Annotated in this window: 20 protein-coding genes and 1 tRNA gene; 18 read left to right on the forward strand and 3 right to left on the reverse strand. The window is 53.0% G+C overall.

What is annotated here, in order from left to right:
* Positions 1–28: 28 nt before the first annotated feature.
* From ACMGGE_RS00970 to ACMGGE_RS01035, 14 genes are all read left to right on the forward strand, one after another.
* On the forward strand, positions 29–2,263 hold the full coding sequence (locus ACMGGE_RS00970; protein WP_420293254.1) for a hypothetical protein: 2,235 nt from the start codon (positions 29–31) through the stop codon (positions 2,261–2,263).
* Complete coding sequence (locus ACMGGE_RS00975; protein ID WP_420293255.1) at positions 2,260–3,108, forward strand: formylglycine-generating enzyme family protein; 849 nt, start codon at positions 2,260–2,262, stop codon at positions 3,106–3,108. The genes ACMGGE_RS00970 and ACMGGE_RS00975 overlap by 4 nt, the downstream gene beginning before the upstream one ends.
* Before the next feature lie 32 nt (positions 3,109–3,140).
* Positions 3,141–3,536 (forward strand): SUMF1/EgtB/PvdO family nonheme iron enzyme, encoded by a 396-nt coding sequence (locus tag ACMGGE_RS00980; RefSeq protein WP_264299654.1) that lies wholly within the window; start codon positions 3,141–3,143, stop codon positions 3,534–3,536.
* Positions 3,467–3,985, forward strand: coding sequence for a formylglycine-generating enzyme family protein (locus ACMGGE_RS00985; protein ID WP_420293256.1), 519 nt, complete (start codon positions 3,467–3,469; stop codon positions 3,983–3,985). The genes ACMGGE_RS00980 and ACMGGE_RS00985 overlap by 70 nt, the downstream gene beginning before the upstream one ends.
* 30 nt (positions 3,986–4,015) lie before the next feature.
* Positions 4,016–4,282 (forward strand): PAAR domain-containing protein, encoded by a 267-nt coding sequence (locus ACMGGE_RS00990; protein ID WP_023325805.1) that lies wholly within the window; start codon positions 4,016–4,018, stop codon positions 4,280–4,282.
* A 3-nt stretch (positions 4,283–4,285) separates the two neighbouring features.
* Positions 4,286–5,443 carry a hypothetical protein gene (locus ACMGGE_RS00995; RefSeq protein ID WP_420293257.1) on the forward strand — a complete coding sequence of 386 codons (1,158 nt, stop codon included), beginning with the start codon at positions 4,286–4,288 and terminating at the stop codon, positions 5,441–5,443.
* Positions 5,430–8,849 (forward strand): ImcF-related family protein, encoded by a 3,420-nt coding sequence (locus tag ACMGGE_RS01000; RefSeq protein WP_420293258.1) that lies wholly within the window; start codon positions 5,430–5,432, stop codon positions 8,847–8,849. The genes ACMGGE_RS00995 and ACMGGE_RS01000 overlap by 14 nt, the downstream gene beginning before the upstream one ends.
* Positions 8,849–10,444: a type VI secretion system protein TssA gene (gene tssA, locus ACMGGE_RS01005; RefSeq protein WP_420293259.1), complete on the forward strand. Its 1,596-nt coding sequence runs from the start codon at positions 8,849–8,851 to the stop codon at positions 10,442–10,444. The genes ACMGGE_RS01000 and tssA overlap by 1 nt, the downstream gene beginning before the upstream one ends.
* 20 nt (positions 10,445–10,464) lie before the next feature.
* Positions 10,465–12,228, forward strand: coding sequence for a type VI secretion system baseplate subunit TssF (gene tssF / locus ACMGGE_RS01010; protein WP_048224320.1), 1,764 nt, complete (start codon positions 10,465–10,467; stop codon positions 12,226–12,228).
* Positions 12,183–13,286 (forward strand): type VI secretion system baseplate subunit TssG, encoded by a 1,104-nt coding sequence (gene tssG, locus ACMGGE_RS01015; RefSeq protein WP_420293260.1) that lies wholly within the window; start codon positions 12,183–12,185, stop codon positions 13,284–13,286. Before tssF ends, tssG begins: the two co-directional genes overlap by 46 nt.
* A complete protein-coding gene (gene tssJ / locus ACMGGE_RS01020; protein ID WP_420294164.1) occupies positions 13,267–13,803 on the forward strand; it encodes a type VI secretion system lipoprotein TssJ in 537 nt (178 codons plus the stop codon). Before tssG ends, tssJ begins: the two co-directional genes overlap by 20 nt.
* Entirely contained in the window at positions 13,796–14,248 is a 453-nt protein-coding gene (tssE, locus tag ACMGGE_RS01025; RefSeq protein WP_420293261.1) for a type VI secretion system baseplate subunit TssE, read from the forward strand. Before tssJ ends, tssE begins: the two co-directional genes overlap by 8 nt.
* Before the next feature lie 14 nt (positions 14,249–14,262).
* Positions 14,263–14,733: a hypothetical protein gene (locus ACMGGE_RS01030; protein WP_048029650.1), complete on the forward strand. Its 471-nt coding sequence runs from the start codon at positions 14,263–14,265 to the stop codon at positions 14,731–14,733.
* Between the two features lie 91 nt (positions 14,734–14,824).
* Positions 14,825–16,156 (forward strand): VasL domain-containing protein, encoded by a 1,332-nt coding sequence (locus tag ACMGGE_RS01035; protein WP_325819058.1) that lies wholly within the window; start codon positions 14,825–14,827, stop codon positions 16,154–16,156.
* A 49-nt stretch (positions 16,157–16,205) separates the two neighbouring features.
* Here ACMGGE_RS01035 and ACMGGE_RS01040 read toward each other — a convergent pair.
* Positions 16,206–16,277, reverse strand: a tRNA-Arg gene (locus ACMGGE_RS01040).
* A 75-nt stretch (positions 16,278–16,352) separates the two neighbouring features.
* The gene (locus ACMGGE_RS01045) at positions 16,353–17,282 is read right to left on the reverse strand and encodes a formate/nitrite transporter family protein (RefSeq protein ID WP_045908749.1); all 930 of its coding nucleotides are present in this window, start codon (positions 17,280–17,282) and stop codon (positions 16,353–16,355) included.
* A gap of 315 nt (positions 17,283–17,597) precedes the next feature.
* On the opposite strand from ACMGGE_RS01045, the gene mlaA reads away from it, so the two are divergent.
* Positions 17,598–18,350, forward strand: a complete 753-nt coding sequence (gene mlaA, locus ACMGGE_RS01050; protein WP_023336447.1) for a phospholipid-binding lipoprotein MlaA — start codon at positions 17,598–17,600, stop codon at positions 18,348–18,350.
* A gap of 44 nt (positions 18,351–18,394) precedes the next feature.
* Here mlaA and fadL read toward each other — a convergent pair whose 3' ends face one another.
* A complete protein-coding gene (gene fadL, locus ACMGGE_RS01055; RefSeq protein WP_048224283.1) occupies positions 18,395–19,717 on the reverse strand; it encodes a long-chain fatty acid transporter FadL in 1,323 nt (440 codons plus the stop codon).
* A 372-nt stretch (positions 19,718–20,089) separates the two neighbouring features.
* Between fadL and ACMGGE_RS01060 the strand changes: the two genes are divergently transcribed.
* The 3 genes from ACMGGE_RS01060 to fadJ all read left to right on the forward strand — a co-directional run bounded on the left by ACMGGE_RS01060 (position 20,090) and on the right by fadJ (position 24,110).
* Entirely contained in the window at positions 20,090–20,374 is a 285-nt protein-coding gene (locus ACMGGE_RS01060) for a YfcZ/YiiS family protein (RefSeq protein WP_023336445.1), read from the forward strand.
* Between the two features lie 278 nt (positions 20,375–20,652).
* Positions 20,653–21,963 (forward strand): acetyl-CoA C-acyltransferase FadI, encoded by a 1,311-nt coding sequence (fadI, locus tag ACMGGE_RS01065; RefSeq protein ID WP_420293262.1) that lies wholly within the window; start codon positions 20,653–20,655, stop codon positions 21,961–21,963.
* Positions 21,963–24,110, forward strand: coding sequence for a fatty acid oxidation complex subunit alpha FadJ (gene fadJ, locus ACMGGE_RS01070; RefSeq protein WP_420293263.1), 2,148 nt, complete (start codon positions 21,963–21,965; stop codon positions 24,108–24,110). The genes fadI and fadJ overlap by 1 nt, the downstream gene beginning before the upstream one ends.
* The last annotated feature ends 58 nt before the right edge of the window (positions 24,111–24,168 follow it).

Raw genomic sequence — 24,168 nt, forward strand, 5'->3', positions numbered from 1 at the left:
CAGAACACAAATAGCAGGAGTTGCCTTCATGGGGAATACAGCAACCGTTCATGGCAGTGGCAAAACAGGGATGCAGGCAAAGGGCATTAAAGCCAGCCATATATCAGGTACCCGCCTTTATTTTCATGCTGACAGTGAAACATTTCTGGCTGTTGATGGTGATGAATTGGAACAGGAAAGTAATGTCCTGAATAGCCTGTTAGGCCACCAGGTTGATACGCAGATGCGTATTGATGATTTAACTTTGCAGTGCACCAGACTAAACTGGGGGCAAATTAGTGAACGTACTGCCCTGCAAACCCAAATACAACAGGAAGCCCAGCGACTTGATGATCTGAATAAACAATTGAAAGTTAAATTGACAACGCTTTCAGCAACAGAGGAACTTCCGAAGACCACACTCCTTGATAATAGCAGCAAAAGTGCTGTTGGCCTGATGGAGTTAATCGAAGTCCGGGGTGGCATGAAAGGTGTTCGTTACATTTATGCCCGTTCAGATCAAATTGACAGCAAATGGCGACGTTATCCGCTTGAAGATAGCGATAAAAAGTCTGGTGGTAAGAGCTTTGTTATATCTGAGTCATATATTGACAATGAGGGAAATACAAGGACAAGAGAAAAGATCGATTACGATAAGCTGAAAACGCAGATAAGCAAAGTAAAACCCAAAATGCTGAAGGCTGAGCAGGATTTATTAGAACAGCACACAGGTGTTCTTGGACAATGGGCGAGGGATATGAATGACAGCCTCAAACATTCCCCCTATCAGGGAGAGAGATTGGGTTTTGATGCTCAGTCTCAGCTTATGCGCTGGACTTATGGAGCAGGTCTGACGGAAGAATTAAATCCGTTTGAAGTAGATTTTCGTAATCAAGGTAAAAAGGTAAAAAAAGAAGCTGTCACCAGCGGAAAAGCAAGTGCATATGCAAGTCTCGCTCTCGCTGAGTCTAAAAGCAAATTAACCCTGTCACTTCCAGACATACATGGTATTACGATGACTTATCCCCTGAAGCCTGAAATGGGTGGGGGAATGGGAAGTCTGGGGGTATTACGTTTTGATTTTGAACTGACTTTGGCGGGCAGTGTTGGTGCAAGCTTAGGCGTTGAGTTGGGTGTATCGGTGAAAAGCAACTGGGCGAAAGGCGTCCCGGGGCCTTCCGGTGATGGAACTGCTCCTGCTCCAGGACAACGTAAAATTGATATCAGCCAGGTGGTGAAAGAGCCAGAAGCAACAGGGGAATTAACCGTCTTTGCCGGAGCCCAAGCATCAGCAAACTTGGCTGGTTCGATTAAGTGGTTAAATCCCGAAAATAAAAAATCAAAATATACACAGTTAGCGAAGGTTGCTGTAGGTACTGCAGCCCAATTTGGGGTGGGATGGAGTGGTACCTTTAGGTTCAGTTATGAAAATGGAAGAGTTAAAGTTCTTGCTCGTGGTGGCATGTGCTGGGGGGGCGGCGGAAAAGGAAGTGTCGCTTTTGATATAGATGGTATAGCGATCATGACTGATTTTATGCCCTGCTTAACTTATATGCTTCGTAATGCTGATTACATTAAACTATCAGAGAATATAATCAGAGAAGGCGATTTTTATGCATTCTGTGCTTTACCGCTGCTTATCGGTATGTACGGCGTTAATCAGTTGGCTGATAATTTAGGAAAAGAGACAGATCTATTATTAGAAAAATTAAGAGATAGCTGGGATGAAAAGGAACGGCGTGTACAGTTAATGGAGCACATTTTAGATACACAAGGAGAATGTTTAAAGTATTCACCTCCCGAAAGTAAAGGTGCAGCAATAGCTTCGTTGATCGAGCGAAGTTTCTGGGATGATGTTGCCAGCCCCGCAAGCCATGCCCAAACTCACTGTGAAGGTCAGGTGACATATAGTGCAAGAAAACGGGCTGTGCTGTTGTCATTACGTTGGATTCAGTCAAAACGAGATTATGAAAATGTGATGCAGCACCTATCTAAAACATTTGAAATATCTGGTTCATGGCAATCAAATCAACAGAAGGTAGCAGATTTTCTTGCATTGGGAGAAGAGGTTCAAACATATGGGCTAGGAAATATCATCCCAAATTCGTCCACAGTTAAGGTCTTTCCAAGTCATTACGCTAAAAATTTAATCTCAATATATGAAAGCTTACCAGAATCAATAGATGTTAGTGGTAATGAGTTTAAATCATTAGTAGAGGTTTCTCCTTTCTTGATGGAGAGTTGCACTAGGGTTGTTGTTAATGGCATGGAGGTGAGTAAATGAATAAAGTTAATTTTATTATAGCCATTAGTATCTTCGTTATTACTGGTTGCAATGAAGAAAAAAGCCGAAAAGAACAAAGTAAATTAGCTTCGCAGATTGTTGACTCAATGGTGACAGTTGAAGGTGGGCGTTATCAAATGGGAGATTTTGGGTCTCTCATTGGAGAAAAACTACCGTTTAGTCCTGATAATGATAACAAGCCGCTTCACTGGGTTGATTTAACTGATTTTAAAATGACAAAAAATAGAATAACTTGGGGGGAGTTTAATTTATGGCTATCTATGACTAACAAAGACACCAATAAATATTATAAGAAAATTTCAGATAGAAAAGTTGAAAGTAAATACGACGAACGTATGCTTAAGTACATTGGTGATGATTACCCTGCGGTTGCTAACTGGAAAGATGCTTTTAATTTTTGTCAATGGGTTGGCGACGTTACAGGGAAAAAAATCGCCTTACCTACTGAGGCACAATGGGAATATGCTGCACGTAGTCGTGGTAAATTTAGACAATTTGCTAACACTGATAATGTCTATGACCTAAGTGTTCCCGATTCAAAACTTAATTTTACTCACGACTATTCTCCAGTTGGTTCTTTCCCACCGAATCCATTGGGGCTTTATGACATGATGGGGAATGGGCACGATTGGGTCAATGACTGGTATGCTGAGGATTATTACCAATATTCTCCTGAAAAAGATCCCCAGGGGCCAGCTAATGGAACGGAAAAAGTGGTCAGAGGCTACTTAGGTTCAATGTTTGGTTTGTATGATATCACGCGAGGAAGTAATAAACCGGAAACAGAAGGGCCCGGTTATGGATTTCGTTGTGTAGAAAATTGATTAATATATTTAATGATGAATCTTTGATTATCATGAGTCAATGCAAGCAAATTATCATTACCTTTATATCAGGTGTCGTTCTCATTGGATGTGATAATGCGAAAGGTAATGCAAGTAGCGAGAAGCAATTCGCTGATGAGATTGTTAACTCTATGATTTCCGTTAAAGGGGGACGTTTCCAAATGGGAGATTTTGGCCCTCTTGTTGGTGAAAAAATGCCATTTAGCCCTGAGCAGAATAATAAGCCATTACACTGGGTTGAGTTGTCTGACTTTAAAATAACAAAATATAAAGTAACCTGGGGAAATTTTAATAAATGGATTGACTTAACTGGAAAAGATAAAAATCAGTATTATCTATGGGCCACAAAAAAAGTACAAGTGAGCGGTTTAGAAAATCAACAGGAGATCATTATCCTGCCTCAGTAAATTGGAATGATGCTAAAGCTTTCTGTCAATGGATTGGGGAAGTATCAGGAAAATCTATTACTTTACCTACCGAGGCTCAATGGGAATATGCAGCTCGTAGCGGAGGTCAGTTTTTTCAGTTTGCAAATAGTGACAATCAATATAACCCTGACGATCCAGACGATGAACTTAACTTCACTCATGACATGGCTCCTGTCGGTTCGTATCCTCCCAATCCCTTAGGTTTATATGACATGATGGGGAATGGAAATGAATGGGTGAATGACTGGTATGCTGAAAATTATTATAAAAACTCACCTGAAAAAAATCCGCAAGGACCATATAAAGGTGACAAAAAAGTGATTCGAGGTTATTTAGGCTCCATGTTTGGATTGTATGATATTACACGAGGGAAAAGCGAGCCTGATTATGAAGGTCCTGGTGATGGTTTTCGCTGTGTAGAGAATTAAAATTTTAAAATGATATTAATTGGAGAATATATGTTCAAAGGATTTGTATTACTCGGAGATAAAACAACACATGGTGGCGAAGTCATTTCTGCCTCTTCGACCATGATCGTGAATGGAAAAAAAGTAGCACTTGTTGGCGACGAAATTAATTGTCCTGTCGAAGGGCATGGTATCAATGCCATTATCGAAGGATCACCTGAATGGATATCTGATGGCAAACAAGTTGTTGTCGATGGCTGCGAATGTGAATGCGGCTGCCATGTTATCTCCAGTGCGCCGGACTGTTCAGTAGGATAAATAATGAGCTGGGAACGCCAGAAAGCCACTATCACCGCAGCGCCGGAAGAGCCTTCAACCATGTTGTGGTTGATGGCCTGTCTCGTTGCAATAATCACCGGAGTGCTCCTTTTTGTTCTCCATGCCAATCAGTTTCTGGGAACACTGCAAAAATTTAATCTCTGGATCGTAGCGGGAAGCCCACTCTTTCTCTGGTTAGTGATGATTTGCTTACGAAGCTGGCTGTATAACCATGCGATGGACAAACATCAGTTTGAGTTCGATGAAGCGGAATATGCGCAGCAACAATGGACTGACTGGGCAGGACGCTATCTGGCGGTTCTGTACAGCAGGGTGATCCTGCCCGCTGAACTGACGCCCGCGCGCTTTATACAGTCTCCTGCTGATCTTGAACAGAGCAATGCGCTTGTCAGGCGTATCGCGCTCCCCTCGGGAGAAAATGTGTTTTCGGCCCTTCTTGGTGGCCTTGATGAATCACTCATACAACTCTGTGCTGATTTGCCATTTGGGGGAACACTGCTCACTGATGCTTCGGATCCCGAAGAGCATTTGCAGAAGGCTTTTTCTGCCGCCTGGATCCAACATTTCGGCCTCACGCTCACAGCACCTTTCCTGACGATCCTGAATACCCGCTCCTTTTCGTCGGTTGAAGAGCGGCTCAAAACGCCGACGCTGGATGTCGAGTTGTTGTTGGTCCATCAGACGCAGGGGGGCGACGTTTACAGTGATGCGCTGTCAGCCCTGTTACTGACCTCTGACGATGTGGCCACCAAATACCGCTTCGATCATCACGCCCGTCTGCTACGGCCCATGTCGATCGAGCCGACAGAAGATCTGAGCCTGGCCTTTGATACCTTTTTATCCACTCAGTCGCAGGCTATCAAAATAGACGTGCTTCTCGGGGACGGTACCGCGTGGGGCAAGGTATTTTCCACGCTACTGGGCAGCGCTAAAAACTACGAAGGCCACTGGAAACCTCAACAGTGTCACTGGCTGGAAGAGTACGCAGGACGCAGCGGCCCCTTCTCGCCGTGGATTATGGCTGCTGTTGCCAGTGATACTGTGACACTGACGGGGAACTGCCTGATGCTTTCTGATGATAAAAAACAGCGATTTATGAATATCGTCACAACAGGAGAGCAGGCGAATGGCAAAAGATAGTTCAGCGTGGCGTGGTAGTTGGGGAGGTCTCGGCTTTACCGCGATCATCGCTGCTATACTGGCATGGGCCATCTGGTCGCATGGGGATGCAATTGGCCTGAACAGCGAAGGATTAAAAACACTGGGTATTGTCGGGGCGATGATCCTGTTGTTGTTAATTCGTCATGGCAGGGTTATCGGATTAGCGCTCAAACAACGCTGGTCACGTTTTCAGGCTGAACGTAAGAAAGGACTGCCAACCAGTGAAGGTCGCGTTGAGCAGACCCTGCCGCGCAACGTCACGGTCGACACCATCCGTGAAGCCATGCGTAACCTCTATGGCCATCGCTGGGGACGTAAAACTCGCATCCTGCTGATAACCGGTACGGCCGCTGAAGTGGAACAACTGACTCCGGGCCTTACAACTCAGCTCTGGCAGGAGGACCGCGGCACACTGTTGCTGTGGGGCGGTGGCCTCAATACGCCAGCGGACAGTGCCTGGCTGACCGCGCTGCGCAAACTGCGTCGCCGTCCGGTGGATGGGCTGGTTTGGGTCACCTCGGCCTTTGACCAGCTCTCAGCACCAGGGCTGGAGCCGCCGCTGCCGGTACCGTCTGAAAGCACCATGGATTCCCTGTCTCACGCCATCAGCGCGCGTATGGAAACGCTTGGCTGGAAACTTCCTTTCTACGTCTGGTCCCTGCACCCGCGCGCCGGTAAGCCGGAAGGGCGCATTACGCAGGCGACAGGTTGTCTGTTGCCTGCCGGGTGTCATACCGAAGGGCTGGCAGAGCAACTCTCAGCCCTGACACCGGGTCTGACTTCACTGGGCCTGCAGCAAACCTGCGGTGAAGTGAAACACAACTTCCTGCTGACGCTTGCCGACCAGCTCATCCGTGAGCCACAAAGTGTGACCGCACCGCTGTCGGTGATGCTCAATCCGTATCGCCCGCTGCCGCTGGCCGGTGTGGTGTTCAGTCAGCCTTCAGCCGGTGCAGAACGCGCTGTGCTGCACCACTGGGGCATGGATAAGCGCTGGGATGTTCTGCCTGAATCAGTCCGGACGCTTCCTGCCGGGCTGCGTCCTCGCAAGCCCGGTATTCCATGGCGCAAGGTAATGGCATCTGCTGCTGCGCTTACGATGGTGAGCTGGGCTATGTGGATGAGCATCGCTTATGTCACCAACCGCAGCCAGATTGTTGGTGCGAATGCCCAGGCCGCACTTGCCGCCAGACAGAATCAGCCGCTGGAGTTGCGCCTGCACGCGCTGGCTGAACTCCAGAAAACGCTGGCCCGTCTGCAGTACCGTTCTGAGCATGGTGTGCCGTGGTACGAAAAGGCCGGGCTGAGCCAGAATAACGCCCTGCTGGCCGCACTCTGGCCACGCTATCAGGACAGCGCGTTGCCGCTGTTGCGGGATGCGGCCGCAGACCATCTGCAGAAGCAGGTCAGTGCCTTTAACGCGCTGCCTCCGGATAGCCCGCTGCGCGAGCAGAGGGCAAAAGCAACCTATGACCAGCTGAAACTTTACCTGATGCTGGCGCGTCCTGAGCATATGGATGGTGACTGGTTTAGCACTGTGCTGCTTCAGGACTGGCCGAAGCGTGACGGTGTGAAGGACGGTATCTGGCTAGGCGTGGCCCCGTCTCTGCTGTCGTTTTATGGTGCACAACTGGTCACACATCCTGAGTGGAAACTGCGAGCTGATGAAAACATGGTCAGCCAGGCGCGTTCCCTGCTGGTTCGCCTGATGGGGGTGCGTAATAGCGAATCGACTCTGTACCAGAAAATGCTTTCACAGGTGGCACATCTGTATGTGGATATGCGTCTCGAAGATATGACCGGCGATACTGATGCAGCCCGCCTGTTCAGCACCACTGAGATCGTGCCAGGCATGTTTACCCGCCAGGCCTGGGAGCAGGCCGTCCAGCCTGCCATCGAGAAGGTGGTGAAGGCGCGCCGGGACGAGCTCGACTGGGTGTTGACGGACAGCAAACGTCCGGTCAATAAGCAGGATGAAATCTCCCCGGAAGCACTTAAAAATCGCCTGACAGAGCGTTATTTTGCCGATTTTGGCGGCACCTGGCTGGAATTCCTCAACAGCCTGCGCTGGAACCAGGCCACCACGCTGTCGGACTCCATTGACCAGTTGACCCTGATGGCCGACGTGCGTCAGTCGCCTCTGGTGGCGCTGATGAACACTCTGAATGTTCAGGGGCGTACCGGACAGACAGGCGAAGCGATATCAGATTCACTGGTGAAATCAGCCAAAAATCTGCTGGGTGGCGACAACAAAGATGCCATTGACCAAAGTGCCGGTGTTCATGGCCCGCTTGATGCGACCTTTGGCCCGGTCCTGGCACTGATGGATAAAAGCCGCACGGGAGCACAAGAGCAGAGTCTGCAGTCGTACCTGACCCGCGTGACGCAGGTTCGTCTGCGCTTGCAGCAAGTGACTAATGCTGCCGACCCTCAGGCGATGACCCAGACCCTTGCTCAGACCGTATTCCAGGGTAAAGCTGTGGACCTCACCGAAACCCGCGACTACGGCAGCCTGATTGCCGCCGGCCTAGGGCAGGAGTGGAGCGGTTTTGGTCGTGCGGTCTTTGTGATTCCGATGGAACAGGCCTGGCAGCAGGTGCTGGCTCCGGCGGCCGACAGCCTCAATGCCCAGTGGCAGCAGGCGGTAGTGGCTGAGTGGAACAGTGCCTTTGGTAGCCGCTATCCGTTTAACAACTCAAGTAGTGATGTCTCGTTGCCGCTGCTGGCCAAATACCTCAACGCGGATTCCGGGCGTATCGCTCAGTTCCTGCAGACCCGTCTCAAAGGCGTGCTGCACAAAGAAGGGAACCACTGGGTGCCGGACAGCATCAACTCGCAGGGGCTGGCCTTTAACCCAGAGTTCCTCAATGCCATTAACACCCTGAGTCATATCTCCGATGTGGCCTTCACCGAAGGCAATGCCGGGATGAACTTCGAACTACGTCCAGGTACTGCCGATGGCGTGATGCAGACCACCATGATTATCGACAGCCAGAAGCTGATATACGTTAACCAGATGCCAGCCTGGAAACGCTTCACCTGGCCTGCGGATACTGAGGCTCCTGGTGCGAACCTGAGCTGGATAAGCACCCAGGCAGGCACCCGTCAGTATGCGGATATTCCCGGCACCTGGGGCTGGATCCGACTGCTCGACAAAGCCGCCATCAGTGCTTATCCGGGCGTGGGTAGCAGCTACAGCCTGAGCTGGACGGCACAGGACGGTCGCAAACTCAATTACACCCTGCGTACCGAAGCGGGAGAGGGCCCGCTGGCGCTGCTGAAGCTGCGTAATTTCCGCCTGCCAGAGACCATCTTCAGCACGACAGGCGTGGCAGCATCAGACCAGGTCGCCAGCGCAAGCAATGATACAGAGGACGTATATTGATGAGCACGCTCAACGCTTTACTCCGCGCCTGCCAGACTGAGCAGGAACCACTCCTTGCGGCCAGCCGTGAGCGGGTTAGGCTCTGGGATAGCTGGCTGCAGCCGCTGTCCGGTTCATCACCTCAGGGTGACGACCCGGGTTATGACGATGACTTTCAGCAGATGCGCGAGGAGGTCAACAAACTCTCAGGTGCGGATACCGAACTTATCTGCCAGCTTGCAGAGAAGCTTCTGACCACGACCGCCAAAGATATCCGCGTGGCCACCTACTACTGCTGGGCAAAGCTACACCGCGAAGGTGAGCAGGGGCTCGCTGAAGGTCTTGAACTGCTGTGCGGCCTGCTGGAGCGCTTTGGTACACAACTGCATCCACAGCGTGCGCGCAGCCGTAAGGCGGCACTGGAATGGCTGGCGGGATCGCGAATGACTGACTCTCTTTCCCTGTACCCCGAAGTGGTCAGGAACGATGCGATACGTACCACCGGGGCACTGCTGTTGATAGAGCAACTGACGGAAAATGAGCCGGATGAAATCCGACCGGAACTCAATACACTGTATGGTGCTCTTGAAAGCCGCTTGCAGAAAGCGGGTGGTGTGGATGCGGTTGTGCCGCAGAACGCCAGTGCCTGCGAAACCCCTGCGACTGCTAGCCACTACGATGCCCCGGTCATCGGACGTATCACCTCCGGTCAGGATTTGCTGGCACAGGCCCGCACGCTCGCCGAATATCTGCGCGAACAGCCGGACGGGTGGCTGTCCGCACACCATCTGATGAAGAGCCTGCGTCACGATACTCTGCGGGCAATTCCGGCCCCGGATGCGCAGGGCCGTACCCGCATCGAACCGCCAAGAGCAGACCAGCGCGCGTTACTTAAACGCCTCTATATGCAGCAGAACTGGGTAGAGATGCTTGAAACGGCAGATAGCACTTTTTCTCGCGGTGCTAATCATCTTTGGCTGGATTTGCAGTGGTACATCCACCAGGCCCTGACGAAATCAGGTCAGGACACTCTGGCTGGCATTATTGCCGCTGACCTGAAAGGGCTGCTGACCCGCCTGTCCGGTCTGGAAACGCTCGCGTTCAGTGACGGAACGCCATTTGCGGATGAAGTCACGCTGAACTGGATCCAGCAAAGCGTGATGGACACAACTGGCGGGTGGGGCAATGACACCCCATCCACACCGATGTCTGCTGGCAATGATGACATTCTGGCGCTGGAGCCAGAAGCCGTGGTGCTGGCGGACAGTGAAGGCCCGGATGCCGCGCTGGCCTGGCTACAGAAGCGCCCAAGTGTGACTAGCGATCGTCAAAAGTGGCTATTGCGTCTGCTAATGGGCCGCATTGCTGAGCAGTACGGTAAAAATGAGCTGGCGATGCATCTGTTTGCTGAACTGGGTGATCGCGCCAGAGACGTGACTCTCAGCAACTGGGAGCCTGAGCTGCTGTTCGAGGTACAGGCCCGTCATCTGAAACTTCTGCGCCTGAAAGCCGGTCGCAGTGAGGCGGATAAGGCCCGCCTGACACCGTTAATGGACCAGTTACTTGCCGGGCTGATCGCTGTCGATCCAGCGCGTGGTGCCGTGCTTTGCGGTTAAATGCACAGGAGCAGAAAGAAATGGAAGATTTGACCCTGCGTTATTACGACGCGGAAATGCGCTACCTCCGTGAAGCGGCTAAAGAATTTGCCCAGACCCATCCGGACCGTGCAGCCATGCTGGACCTGGATAAAGCCGGCACACCCGATCCGTATGTAGAGCGCCTGTTTGAAGGCTTTGCTTTCTCTATGGGGCGGCTTCGCGAAAAGATTGACGACGATCTGCCGGAGCTGACTGAAGGACTGGTCAGTATGCTCTGGCCGCATTACCTGCGGACCATCCCGTCACTCTCGGTGGTCGCGTTCACGCCTGGGCTTCAGACCGTTAAGATGGCAGAGGTGATTCCCGCGGGGCTGGAAGTGTACTCCCGCCCGGTGGGGCCGAACAACACGGTCTGCCGTTACCGCACCACCCGCGATGTGATGCTCAACCCGCTGAATATCTCTCGGGTGACCATGACCACTGAGCCGGACGGGCGCTCGTTACTGCGAATGCGCTTTGCCTGCAGCACACAGGCGGACTGGTCCCATGCGGACCTCAGTGACCTGAGCCTCTATCTCGGGGCGGATGCACCGGTCAGCAGCCAGCTGCACCTTATGCTGACCAAACGGCAGGCCGCACTCTATATGCGCCTGCCTGGTCAAACTGACCGTATCCGGCTTGAAGGATATTTCTCACCGGGCGGCTTTCGTGACGAAGACTGCCTGTGGCCGAAAGGCGATACCGCGTTCAGCGGCTACCAGCTTCTGCTGGAGTATTTCACCTTCCGCGACAAGTTTATGTTTGTCCACCTTAACGGCCTGGAGGGCATCACGCCGCCAGCAGGGGCCGAGTATTTTGATATTGAAGTGGTATTCAGTACGCCATGGCCATCTGACCTGCCGGTCACTGATGATGCGGTTCGCCTCCACTGCGTGCCGGTGATTAACCTGTTTACGCTGGAGGCTGACCCGCTGACCATTACCGGGCTTGAAAGCGAATATCTGCTGCGTCCAAAACGTCTGCAGGACGGACATACAGAGATTTATTCGGTGGATTCAGTCACTGGCTCAAACCGCACCAATGACGCGGAGTATGTTCCGTTTAGCAGCTTCAGGCACAAGGGCGGTATGATGCGCCGTTATGCTCCCCCCCGTTATTACCACACCCACGTTAAGCGCAGCGTGACCGGGCTCTATGACACCTGGCTTATCCTTGGCGGGCACCAGTGGGAAGATGACCGCCTGTTTGAGCGTGAGGCCGTGTCGCTGCAAATCACCGGCACCAACGGTCAGTTGCCGCGCCGTGCGCTACAGAGCACACTGCTTGACCGTTGTGAGCAGGTGGTGAGTACGCAACTTTCAGTACGTAACCTCTGCAAACCAACGCTGCCAGTCTATCCGCCTTCTGAAGACCGCTTCCACTGGCGGGTTCTGAGCCACCTGGGATCCGGTTTCCTAAACATGATGAGTACCGCCGAAGTGCTGCGCGGCACGCTTGCCCTGTATAACTGGCAGGAAGATGAAATGAACACCCGGCGTCTGGAGGCGATTCAGCATGTTGAGCACCATCGCCTTCAACGCTTTGAACAGGGCTACCTGCTGCGGGGGCTGGATATCGAAGTAACCCTCGACAGCAACGGCTTCACCAGTGAGGGTGATATTCACCTGTTCGGTGAAATGCTCAACCGATTCTTTGCGTTGTATGCCGATATGAACCAGTTCAACCAGCTTACCCTCATTGTTCAGCCAGAAGGAAAATGCATCCGGTGGAAAGAGAATCACAGTCCGCGTCTGCCAGGCTGATAGCGCAGCTGTGCGACCGGCTGCCGTACATGAATTTTTACCGTTTCTGTCAGCTACTGGAGCAGAGCCAGCCGGATAAACCGGTCACCGGCAGTACCTGGCAGGTGCGACATGAGCCGGTACGCTTCCGACCCCATTCGGGGATGGGGTTCCCGGCCTCTGAAATCAAAGGGGCAGAGCTACCGGAACATCCGCACCTTCCACCCACGATCCGTACCACCTTTATGGGGCTCTACGGCGTGGAGTCTCCGCTGCCGACGCATTATATCGATGACATCGCTCAGCGACGGGAAGGGTACGAAGCTAACGCGGACTTCCTTGATATCTTCAACCACCGGTTGATTGCTCAGTACTACCGTATCTGGCGTAAATATTCGTATCCGGCAACGTTTGAAGAAGGCGGTAAGGACAAAACTTCACAGTATCTGCTGGGGTTGGCCGGGCTTGGGATTGACGGCTGTACAGACAGCATAGCGGCGCCTGCTTCACGCTTTCTGGCGCTGCTGCCGGTGATGTTGTTGCCAGGACGTACTGCGGAAGGCATGGCTTCACTGGTGCGTCTTCTGGCACCCAATACGCAGGCAAAAATCTGGCACCACGACAGGCGTCGGATACCGCTGAAGAAATCTTTGAAAATGAGCGTTAGCCAGCCTGTCACACTGACGCATCGCCCGGTGATGGGCAGTTATGCCACCGATGTGAACAGCCAGGTACTGATGCGTCTGACCACCACAGACCCTGTGGAGGTGCAGAGTTGGTTGCCCGGCGGGGAGCTTTACACGGATCTGATGGCGCTATTGCACGTCTATCTTGGCTCTCGCCTGGATGTCCGCCTGCAGCTGTGTGTCGACCGTAGGCTGCTGCCGGACGCGACAATGAGCACTCAACCCAAAGCGGGTGCAGTGCAACTAGGCCGCACTGCCGTGATGCGACCGCTGAATGCGGCTAAGACCACATCACACCCAAAAATAATAACCATCAATCTTGGCCGCTACGAGCGCGTACAGGAAAATATTCACCACAGGGAGACTGATGAAGATGGCGATTACCGCTGGTAAATTTCCTCTGGTTACGCTGGCTGTAGGCATTACGCTGATGCTGGCTGGCTGTGGACTTACTCAGAGTGTTACGGACGGCACTGTCGCCGTGACTAAATCGATTTTTTATAAGCAGGTGAAGATTCTGCATCTCGATATTCGTGCCCGTGAAGCCGTGAACAGCAATGCTGGAGGTGTCGCTCTGTCGACAGTGGTGCGTATTTATCAGCTTAAAGACCGCAAAACTTTTGACAGCACGGACTACCCGTCATTGTTTAAAGACGACAGCCAGGCCGTCAAGGCAGACCTCGTGGCGGAGAAAGATATAAGGTTGCAGCCGGGGGGGGCGGTCACGGTTGATATGTCAATGGAAAAAGATGCGCAGTACGTGGCAGTGGCCGGGATGTTTATGTCACCGGACCAGGAAAACAACACCTGGCGTGTAGTATTGAGCCGCGATGAGCTTGATCCGGATAAGGCCCGGGTGATTGAAGCGGGCAACAATCGACTGACTCTGCAGGCGCTGAAAGATGAGTGAGTCATCCCGTCCTTCACTGTATGAAACACTTTATGGCAACTTCACCGGCGGCCTCGACCTGCATCAGGTCAGCGAGCAGAACCAGGTCATCCTCTCGGTACTGGATAACATGCAGCGTATCCTCAACTGTCGTGCCGGCACGCTGGCGCATCTGCCTGACTACGGCCTGCCGGATATGACCAAAATCCTGCAGGGCATGCCGGGAACGGCCCATGAGCTGATGGGCACATTGTCTGCCGTCCTGCTCAAATATGAACCCCGCCTGAAAAAAATAACCGTTGTCCTGCTGGAACAGAACGTCCCCGGCGAACTGCGCTATGCTATTGACGCTGAACTTAAAGGGATTGGCCTGGTGCGCTACGGGACTGAATTTATGCCCGAAGGACGGGTCCTGTTAAGGCATCTCAGGCAACAGCAGTATCTCGACACCACTCTTCATATATAAGGTCCGATAACATCATGTCTGTAAAATTACAGTTCCTGAAGAAGTTGCAGGCACGCCAACCTGCACCTGTTCCTGCCATCAGCAAGAGTCAGGCTGATATTGCAGAGTTTCGCCAGCGAATGGCCCAGCTTCAGGAGCAAATGGACGCGTGGCTGACGGATACGGGACTGAATGTGGAGCCACTGACAGTATCCGTTCCGGATCTGCTGGTGGAGGGCGGGGCTTTTGAGATTTCCGGTATCGTTTTGCGCTATGACAGCCGGGCAGTCAAATTTATGCCGATCTTTCTGTATGGACAGGGCGTCGCCGGTTGTGTCGAGGTGACTTTCTGTTCCGGGGACAAGGTGATTTCTCAAGGACGCCTGTTCATGCGGGTGGGGAACGCAAATGGCTGGATCTTTACTCCCCCTGATACCTCATCCCGGTCCGGACAACGATGGGATGAAGGTGTGTTTTTCGGTCTGATTTTAGCGCTGCTGCCATAGCGATATTTCTGAGTCATTGCACTTTTAAACGCAAAATAGCCCCTCACATCAACTGACGAAATTATCCACACGGATATGTAGGCCCTCCAGGATGACCACACATATAACGTTAAAAACCGGCGGCGACCCGCGCACGCTGCCAGATTACGCTGCTCTCCGCGATGAACTCAGCAAGCTGACGCATCCTGCTCGCCCGGATGTAAACTGGCAATATGTCGAAAAACGCTGTCTCTCTCTGTTTGAACAAAACGGTGTGGAGTTGCAGACTGCGGCCTGGTACACCCTTGCCCGGACTCACCTGTCTGGATTGGCTGGCCTGAACGAAGGGCTGGCGATTCTGGAGGCCCTGATTAGCCATCAATGGGACGTTTTCTGGCCGAAGACGCTACATACTCGTCTGGAAATCCTTACCGGCCTGAGCCAGCGACTGCAGCAGCGTATGCGTATACTTCCACTCAACAACAGCCATCTTAGCGAGCTTTATAGCACTGAAGCGTTGCTTACCCGCCTGAGTGCGGTGCTCCAGCGCCTTGAACTGAAACACCTAAGCCAGTTCGATACGTTACGAACAATGATACGTTCGAATGCTGAACGGCTGGAAAGCAGTAATGACGCATCAGATCAGAATGCACGCATGATGCCCGGTTGCGAAATACCTCAGGAAAGGGCAGAGCCGGTTGACGACGTGAAATGGGTCTATGTTGTGCAGCAGGAAAATCAGCCTGATGCAGAGGGGCTTACGACAGCGCACGGGGCGGTCAGACCATGGAAGCCCTTTGTCGCCGGGATGTGTTCTATGCTGGTGGTCTGCGTCGCCGTGGCGTGGGGAGGGGGCTTTCTGTCCAGACCCGATCCCTTAACGACTCAGGCTGTTGCCTCGCTGGCGCCGTTACCTGAAGTACTTACACCTGCTCAGCAAGAGGCGTTAGCACAGCGAGGCACTTTACCGTCCACGTTTATTAGAGAAACGCAGCAGCAGCTTGCCCGACTGGATAAGCTGCCCCCTGACTGGAATATTTCCTACAGCCTTGAGCTGTTAGCGCAACTCCAGACGGTGCGGCCGGAGGAGGCAAAGCCGCTTGCCGTGCAGTGGCAGCAAAAATTTAACGCGGCAGCGTTGCCTGCTGAGGCCCTGAACAGCTGGTATCAGGGAATGATGAAGCTTCAGCAACTGAGCCATCGGCTGAGTAGTCTGGATGAGCAAAAGGGAAAATATATCACGGTGAGTGAGCTTAAATCGGTGGTTTTTTCGACTATACAGTCATTTAACCAAACAATACCGGCTGAAGAACAACTCCGACGCCTGTCACAGCATCCAGCAGGAGGTGTGCTTCCTGAAGCCGAAAAGACCCAGCTGGAGTTGCGTCTTAAACAGCTGGCAACGCGTTACGCTCAAATAAAACGGGATTCTTCTTCGCAGTGAATTCTGCGGTGGACAGGCGAATGTGTTCAACAACGCGTGGAGGTCAAAGTGTCCCCTGCAGGAATCGAACCTGCAACTAGCCCTTAGGAGGGGCTCGTTATATCCATTTAACTAAGGGGACGAGGCGGCACGAGTATAGCCTTATTTACACTATGCGTTAAGCGCATCGCCGCCTGACTGCTCAAAGAGTCACCATTCAGGACGATTTTTTTGTCGATTTATCATCATTTTCCCGTGCCTTAAGCTCAGCTTTGCGTTTGTTCGACATGTCGTTACGGATTTGGGCATGGCTTAACAGCGCGAAGATAAACGTTCCGCCGCAGATGTTACCCGCCAGCGTCGGTAGGGCGAACGGCCAGAAAAAATCGCTCCAGTGAAGCGTACCGTTAAAGACCAGATACAGTATTTCAACGGTACCGACCACGATATGCGTGGTATCAGCCAGCGCAATCAGCCAGGTCATCAATATAATCACCACAATTTTGGCGCTCCCTGCTGAAGGAAACATCCAGACCATTGTGGCGATGATCCAGCCGGAGATGATGGCATTCGAGAACATCTCCACCGGCGTGTTTTTCATCACATCCATGCCGATTTTTACAAACGCGTCCCGGGTGGGTTCATCAAAGATCGGCATGTATTCAAACGCCCAGGCCGCGATGCCTGTGCCGATGATATTACCCAGCAGGACGACGCTCCACAGACGCATCAATAAACCGAAGTTGCCGAGAGTAGGGTTTTGCATTACCGGCAGAACGGCGGTCACCGTGTTCTCGGTAAACAACTGCTGGCGGGCCATGATGACAATCACAAAGCCGAAGGTATAGCCGAGGTTCTCCAGTAAAAATCCGCCGGGCACACCTTCCAGCTGAACATGAAATATCCCTTTGGCGAGCAGAGATGCGCCCATTGAGAGCCCTGCGGCGATAGCTGACCAGAAGAGGGCCATGGCATCGCGCTCCATCTCTTTTTCACCGTCCTGGCGGATATGCTCGTGGATGGCCATCGCGCGGGAAGGCAGGCGATCTTCATCAATTTCTATTTTCTCGCCGCGCGCTTTCTCCTCGCTTTCAATTTCAATTTCCTCATTGCTCTCGCCAATCTTTTCTTCGCCCACTTCTTTCATATCTGCTCCCGGAGGTTGATCTTTCTGTTAAGCGTAGCGGCTTTTGTCGGAATGCCTGTGGGGATGCTCTTAAATTGGCGGCAATGACAACAAAGGTGATACATCTCTTTCAAAGACATTATAAAATTGCCAGCGAAACGAATTCCAAAAGCCAGGCTATGCTGAGATCAGAGTCACGGTGGTTACTGCCCGTAATTGTGCTCATAGACATCGGTAAACGTGCTGTTACAATCGCTTGCACGTTTACAGACGGAGCGTCAACGGCTCCGTTACGGATGGCAATCAACGATAGCCATACTGAACAGGGAGATATTTATGAAACTTCGGCTGTCGGCGCTTGCGCTGGGCGCGACGATGCTTGTGGGCTGCGCCAGCTCCGGGGAGCAAACGGGACGCTCCGATCCTCTCGAAGGATTTAACCGCTCCATGTATAGCTTCAACTACAACGTGCTGGACCCGTATGTGGTTCGCCCGGTGGCAGTGGCATGGCGCGATTATGTTCCACAACCCGCGCGTAACGGGTTAAGTAACTTTACCAGTAACCTCGAAGAGCCTGCGGTAATGGTGAACTACTTCCTGCAGGGCGACCCGTATCAGGGGATGGTGCACTTTACCCGCTTCTTCCTGAACTCCATTCTGGGGATGGGCGGCTTTATTGACGTCGCTGGCATGGCGAACCCGAAACTGCAGCGTGAACAGCCGCACCGTTTTGGTAGTACGCTGGGGCATTATGGCGTCGGCTACGGCCCTTACGTTCATCTGCCGTTCTATGGCAGCTTCACCGTGCGTGATGATGGCGGTGATATGGTCGATACGCTGTATCCGGTTCTGTCGTGGCTGACCTGGCCGCTGTCGGTAGGTAAATGGACGGTGGAAGGGATTGAAACCCGTGCACAACTGCTCGACTCTGACGGTCTGCTGCGCCAGTCTTCTGACCCGTACATTATGGTGCGTGAAGCGTACTTCCAGAATCATGACTTTATTGCCAACGGCGGTAAGCTGAAGCCGGAAGAAAATCCAAACGCGAAGGCTATCGAAAACGAACTAAAAGATATCGATTCGGAGTAAATAAAAAAGGTGAGCAATGCTCACCTTTTTCAATTCCTGCGTGATTAGAACGCGTAGTTGAAGTTCATACCATACAGCCAGGCTTTACCTTCGGAAGAGAACTCATACGGGCCTTCTTTGAAGGAAACTTTTTGACCGTGCATATAAGAGATACCGGCGTCAATTGAGGCATCCTTGTTGAAGGCATAAGTAGCACCTGCGCTCAGCCAGAAACGGTCCTGATCCGGAATAGAGATGGAACGCTTGTCGGCAGGTACCGGGCTGTCATCGAAGGCAATACCGGTACGGAACGTCCAGTTATCATCCATATAGTAGGTGGTCCCCAGCGCGATGCGGTAAGCGTCTCTGAAGCTTTCATCTTTATAGAAGAGCGTGTCGCCCTTGCTGTTGGTTGCTTTCAGTTCCTGGAACTGGCTCCAGCTGGTATAGGTTAGGCTATAGTGAATTGCCCACTGCGGTGCCACTTTGTTATAACCTGACAGTTCCCACATTTCCGGCAGGTGCAGGCTCAGAGAACCGCCAGTGGTGCTGCCGTTGGTACCCATCGGCAAGCCGAAGTTGCCGAGGATTTGGTTATAGGCAGAAGGCAGGCTACTCTTATAATCGCCATCGAAATCGATTTTAACTTCGGAACGATAGGTAAATCCGTAACGGTTGTTTTTATCAAGTTCATACAGGATGCCAGCGTTCCAGCCAAAGCCCCACTCATCACCCTTCAGATAAGCGATCTGAGTGTCTGCCGGGATGCCCGCAACTTGACGCGCCAGAGCAGGCGGCAGTGCACCTGAGCCAGCAACGACTTTGCCCAGGTCACCCGCGTAACGTTCGATTTTCGCTTTGGCATACACAGCATCAAAGCCAACGCCAAAGCTCCAGTGGTTATCCAGACGGTAAGCACCACTCAGGTTGAGGTTCAGAGTTTCCAGGTCGGTTTTACCGCCAAACGCCCCTGCGGCATAGTTATCACTAAACTCGGTCGCTAAACCGTAGTTAGAGGTCACGGAGGCACCCCAGCCAAACTGGTCATTGATTGGCGCGACGAAGTGCAGGTTTGGCACCCACGCCGTTGGCGCGATGTTATCTGAATTCAGACTGGCACCGGTAGGTGAACGGCCCGTAATATCAACGCCCGGATCAACGAAAATCGCACCGGCAGAGAAGGTCGGACGATCAAACATCATGATCAATGCAGGGTTACGACTCGCGTTACCCGCATCATCCGCAATCGCACCTTCCCCCGAATACGCGCGGCCAAGGCCAGAGGAAGAAAATTCGTTTAACTGAAAGCCCGCTGACCATGCGGAAGTGGAGACGAGTGCCACTGCGACTGCCAGCGCAGTCTTGTTGAACAGGGTTTTCTGGCTCATGACCATAACCTCATTGAGTTATTTTTATTCAATAATTGTTACATACCGTAACAGGAGCGCGAAGTGTAGGGTCTGAGGTATGACAGACAAATCAGACCAGTGGCCAGAGTATAGGTCCGACCAGCCTGAATGTTGCAAGTTTGTTTATTAATATTTTCAAACATGTTTCGTGAAACGAGATCTGGTTGGCAAAATTGTGACCACCGCGACTCACCCAAAAGGGTGATTTTTGTTTTAGATCATTTTTTAGTGTGATATTGGTCACTTATCCGATTTTGCGCCATTAACGGCTGGAGAGAGCCCGAGCCGGGGCGTAAAATAGCAGCATCGTGTTTATCTCGCGCGTTGCGCGAATACAGAGGAAATTGAGCTATGAGTAAATGCAGTGCTGATGAAACCCCGGTTTGCTGCTGTATGGATGTTGGGACCATCATGGACAACACCGATTGCACCGCGTCTTACAGCCGTGTGTTCACCAACCGCGCCGAAGCGGAAGAGACCCTGGCCGCGCTGAGCAAGCGTGCGCGTGATGTTGAATCCGATCCGTGTGAAATCAAGTCGACCTTTACCGAAGTGGAAGGCGGCGTGAAGCTGGACATCGACTTTGTTTTCGCCTGCGAAGCAGAAACGCTGATTTTCCAGCTGGGTCTGCGTTAATTTCTGCGGCCTGATGCCCTCACCCCGACCCTCTCCCACGGGAGAGGGCGCAAACATTAAATACGGTAACCTACGGGTTACCGTTTTGCTTTTACCTTGCGCACCCGGCAACATACCGCACAAATGCCCCTGCCAAGCAGGGGCATTTTCTTTTTCTTCTCTGTGTTTTAGCTCGCATTTTTTCGTTTCCCCGATTGGCTGAATGTAAAAAAATGGTTAAGACTATTATCAGGTCAGACCACTTTGCGTTTGCGAAAATTTTTTTACAGGGGAGTGTTATGAGTCAGGCATTACCGCTTATTACCCGTCAGGGCGATCGCATTGCCATCGTCAGTGGATTGCGCACGCCATTTGCGCGTCAGGCAACGGCGTTCCATGGCATACCGGCCGTCGACTTGGGGAAAATGGTAGTGGGGGAGATGCTGGCTCGCAGCGAAATTCCGCCGGAGGTCATCGAACAGCTGGTTTTTGGCCAGGTCGTGCAGATGCCTGAAGCCCCCAACATCGCGCGGGAAATCGTCCTCGGTACCGGGATGAATGTTCATACCGACGCCTACAGCGTCAGCCGCGCCTGCGCAACCAGTTTCCAGGCCGTGGCGAACGTCGCCGAAAGTCTGATGGCGGGTACCATTCGCGCCGGGATAGCGGGTGGAGCGGACTCCTCTTCGGTACTGCCGATTGGGGTCAGTAAAAAGCTGGCGCGTATCCTGGTCGATGCCAACAAAGCCCGCACGACGGGTCAGAAGCTCAAACTCTTCTCGCGTTTAAGTCTGCGCGATCTGATGCCTGTTCCCCCTGCCGTAGCGGAATATTCCACCGGCCTGCGCATGGGCGATACCGCCGAGCAGATGGCGAAAACCTACGGCATTACCCGTGAACAGCAGGATGCGCTGGCGCATCGCTCGCATCAGCTTGCGGCAAAAGCCTGGTCGGAAGGCAAGCTGACCGACGAGGTCATGACCGCCTACATTCCGCCCTATCGCGAACCGCTTGCGGAAGATAACAATATTCGCGGCACCTCAACGTTGGCGGATTACGCCAAACTGCGCCCGGCGTTTGACCGCAAGCACGGCACCGTGACGGCGGCGAACAGTACGCCGCTGACGGACGGGGCTGCCGCCGTGATCCTGATGACGGAATCCCGTGCGAAGGAGCTGGGCATTACTCCCCTGGGCTATTTACGCAGCTATGCCTTCACCGCCATTGACGTCTGGCAGGACATGCTGTTAGGTCCGGCGTGGTCCACGCCGCTGGCGCTGGATCGCGCGGGGCTGACGCTGGCTGATTTAACCCTGATTGATATGCACGAAGCGTTTGCCGCACAAACCCTGGCAAACGTCCAGCAGATGGCAAGCGAGCGTTTCGCACGCGATGTGCTGGGCCGCGCCCATGCCACAGGCGAAGTGGATCAGAGTAAATTCAACGTGCTGGGCGGCTCTATCGCCTACGGTCATCCGTTTGCCGCCACCGGCGCGCGAATGATCACGCAAACATTACATGAACTCCGTCGCCGTGGCGGCGGGTTTGGCCTTGTAACCGCCTGTGCGGCGGGCGGCCTTGGCGCAGCAATGGTTCTGGAGGCTGAATAATGGATATGCCATCTGCATTTAATCTGACGGTTCGCCTCGATAACGTGGCCGTTATCACTATTGATGTGCCTGATGAAAAGATGAATACCCTGAAGGCCGAATTTGGCGTTCAGGTGCGCGCGATGCTAAAGCAGATCCGCGACAACAAAGCCATTCGCGGTCTGGTGTTTATCTCTGCCAAACCCGACAACTTTATAGCCGGGGCGGATATCAACATGATCGCCCGGGCGCAAAGCGCGCTGGAGGCCGAAGAGCTGGCGCGTCAGGGCCAGCAGGTGATGGCGGAGATCAACAGCCTGCCAATCCCGGTTATCGCCGCGATCCACGGGGCGTGTCTGGGCGGTGGGCTGGAGCTGGCGCTGGCCTGCCATAGCCGTATATGTACCGACGATCCGAAAACCATTCTGGGCCTGCCGGAAGTGCAGTTGGGGCTGCTGCCTGGCTCCGGCGGAACGCAACGTCTGCCGCGCCTGGTGGGCGTCAGCACGGCGCTGGAGATGATCTTAACCGGTAAACAGCTGCGTGCCCGTCAGGCGCTGAAAGCCGGTCTGGTCGATGACGTCGTGCCGCAGTCCATTTTGCTGGAGGCCGCCGTTGAGCTTGCGCTAAAAGGGCTTCAGGCAAGACGTCCTCTGCCGGTTCGCGAGCGCGTGCTGGCCGGCCCGCTGGGCAGAACGCTCCTGTTCAACATGGTGGGCAAAAAGACCGAACAAAAGACCAAAGGCAATTACCCGGCAGCAAAGCGGATCCTGGACGTGATCGAAACCGGGCTGTCGCAGGGCAGCAGCAGCGGCTATGCCGCGGAGGCCAAAGCCTTTGGCGAACTGGCGATGACGCCGCAGTCACAGGCGCTGCGCAGCATCTTCTTCGCCAGCACTGAGGTGAAAAAAGACCCGGGAAGCGAGGCATCGCCTGCGCCGCTGCGTGCCATTGGCGTGCTGGGTGGGGGGCTTATGGGCGGCGGTATCGCTTTTGTTACCGCAAGCAAAGGCAAATTGCCTGTACGCATCAAAGACATTAATCCTAAGGGAATCAACCACGCGCTGCAGTACAGCTGGCAGAACCTTGATCAAAAGGTCAAGCGCCGCCATATCAAGGCAAGCGAGCGTGATAAAACCCTGGCGATGATCTCCGGCACAACGGATTACAGCGGTTTTGCGCACCGCGATCTGGTGATTGAAGCCGTGTTTGAGGATCTGGCGCTTAAGCAGCAGATGGTGGCAGACGTTGAGCAGCATTGCGCCCCGCACACCATTTTTGCTTCTAACACGTCGTCATTACCGATTGGCGATATCGCGGCAAAAGCCGCGCGTCCGGAGCAGGTGATCGGACTGCACTTCTTTAGCCCGGTAGAAAAAATGCCGCTGGTGGAAGTTATTCCACACGCGACCACCAGCCCGCAAACCATCGCCACGGTAGTCAAACTTGCGAAGAAGCAGGGTAAAACGCCGATCGTGGTCGCCGACAAAGCCGGCTTCTACGTCAACCGTATTCTGGCGCCGTATATTAATGAAGCCATGCGGCTGCTGACGGAAGGCGAGAAGATCGAGCATGTCGACGAGGCGCTGGTAAAGTTTGGTTTCCCCGTGGGCCCAATCCAACTTTTGGATGAGGTGGGAATAGACACCGGCACTAAAATTATACCTGTACTGGAGGCGGCTTATGGCGATCGTTTTAGCCCGCCTGCAAACATTGTTTCTGCAATTTTGAAGGACGATCGCAAAGGCAGAAAAAATGAACGCGGTTTCTATCTTTACGGCGCGAAAGGGCGTAAAAGCAAGAAACAGGTCGACCCTTCGGTTTATGGGCTTATTTCGACCACCGGTCAGGGAAAACTGTCCGCCGTTCAGTGCGCTGAACGCTGCGTGATGATGATGCTCAATGAAGCGGCGCGCTGCTTCGGTGAACAGGTAATCAAAAGCGCGCGCGATGGCGACATTGGCGCGGTATTTGGCATTGGTTTCCCGCCGTTCCTTGGCGGCCCGTTCCGTTACATGGATACGCTCGGCGCGGGTGAAGTGGTTGCTATCCTGCAACGTCTGGCTTCGCAATATGGTCCACGCTTTACACCGTGTGACGAATTATTGCAGATGGCGGAACGGGGCCAGACATTTTGGCCTGCAAGGGAAACTGTCCTCGTAAGCTGAGGTCAAAGAAGGGTAAATCCTGAAGTGAATGAACCTGTTCTGGCGATTTTGTAAACAG

It is taken from the genome of Enterobacter sp. BNK-22 (assembly GCF_048684805.1).
Classification (GTDB): domain Bacteria; phylum Pseudomonadota; class Gammaproteobacteria; order Enterobacterales; family Enterobacteriaceae; genus Enterobacter; species Enterobacter quasiroggenkampii.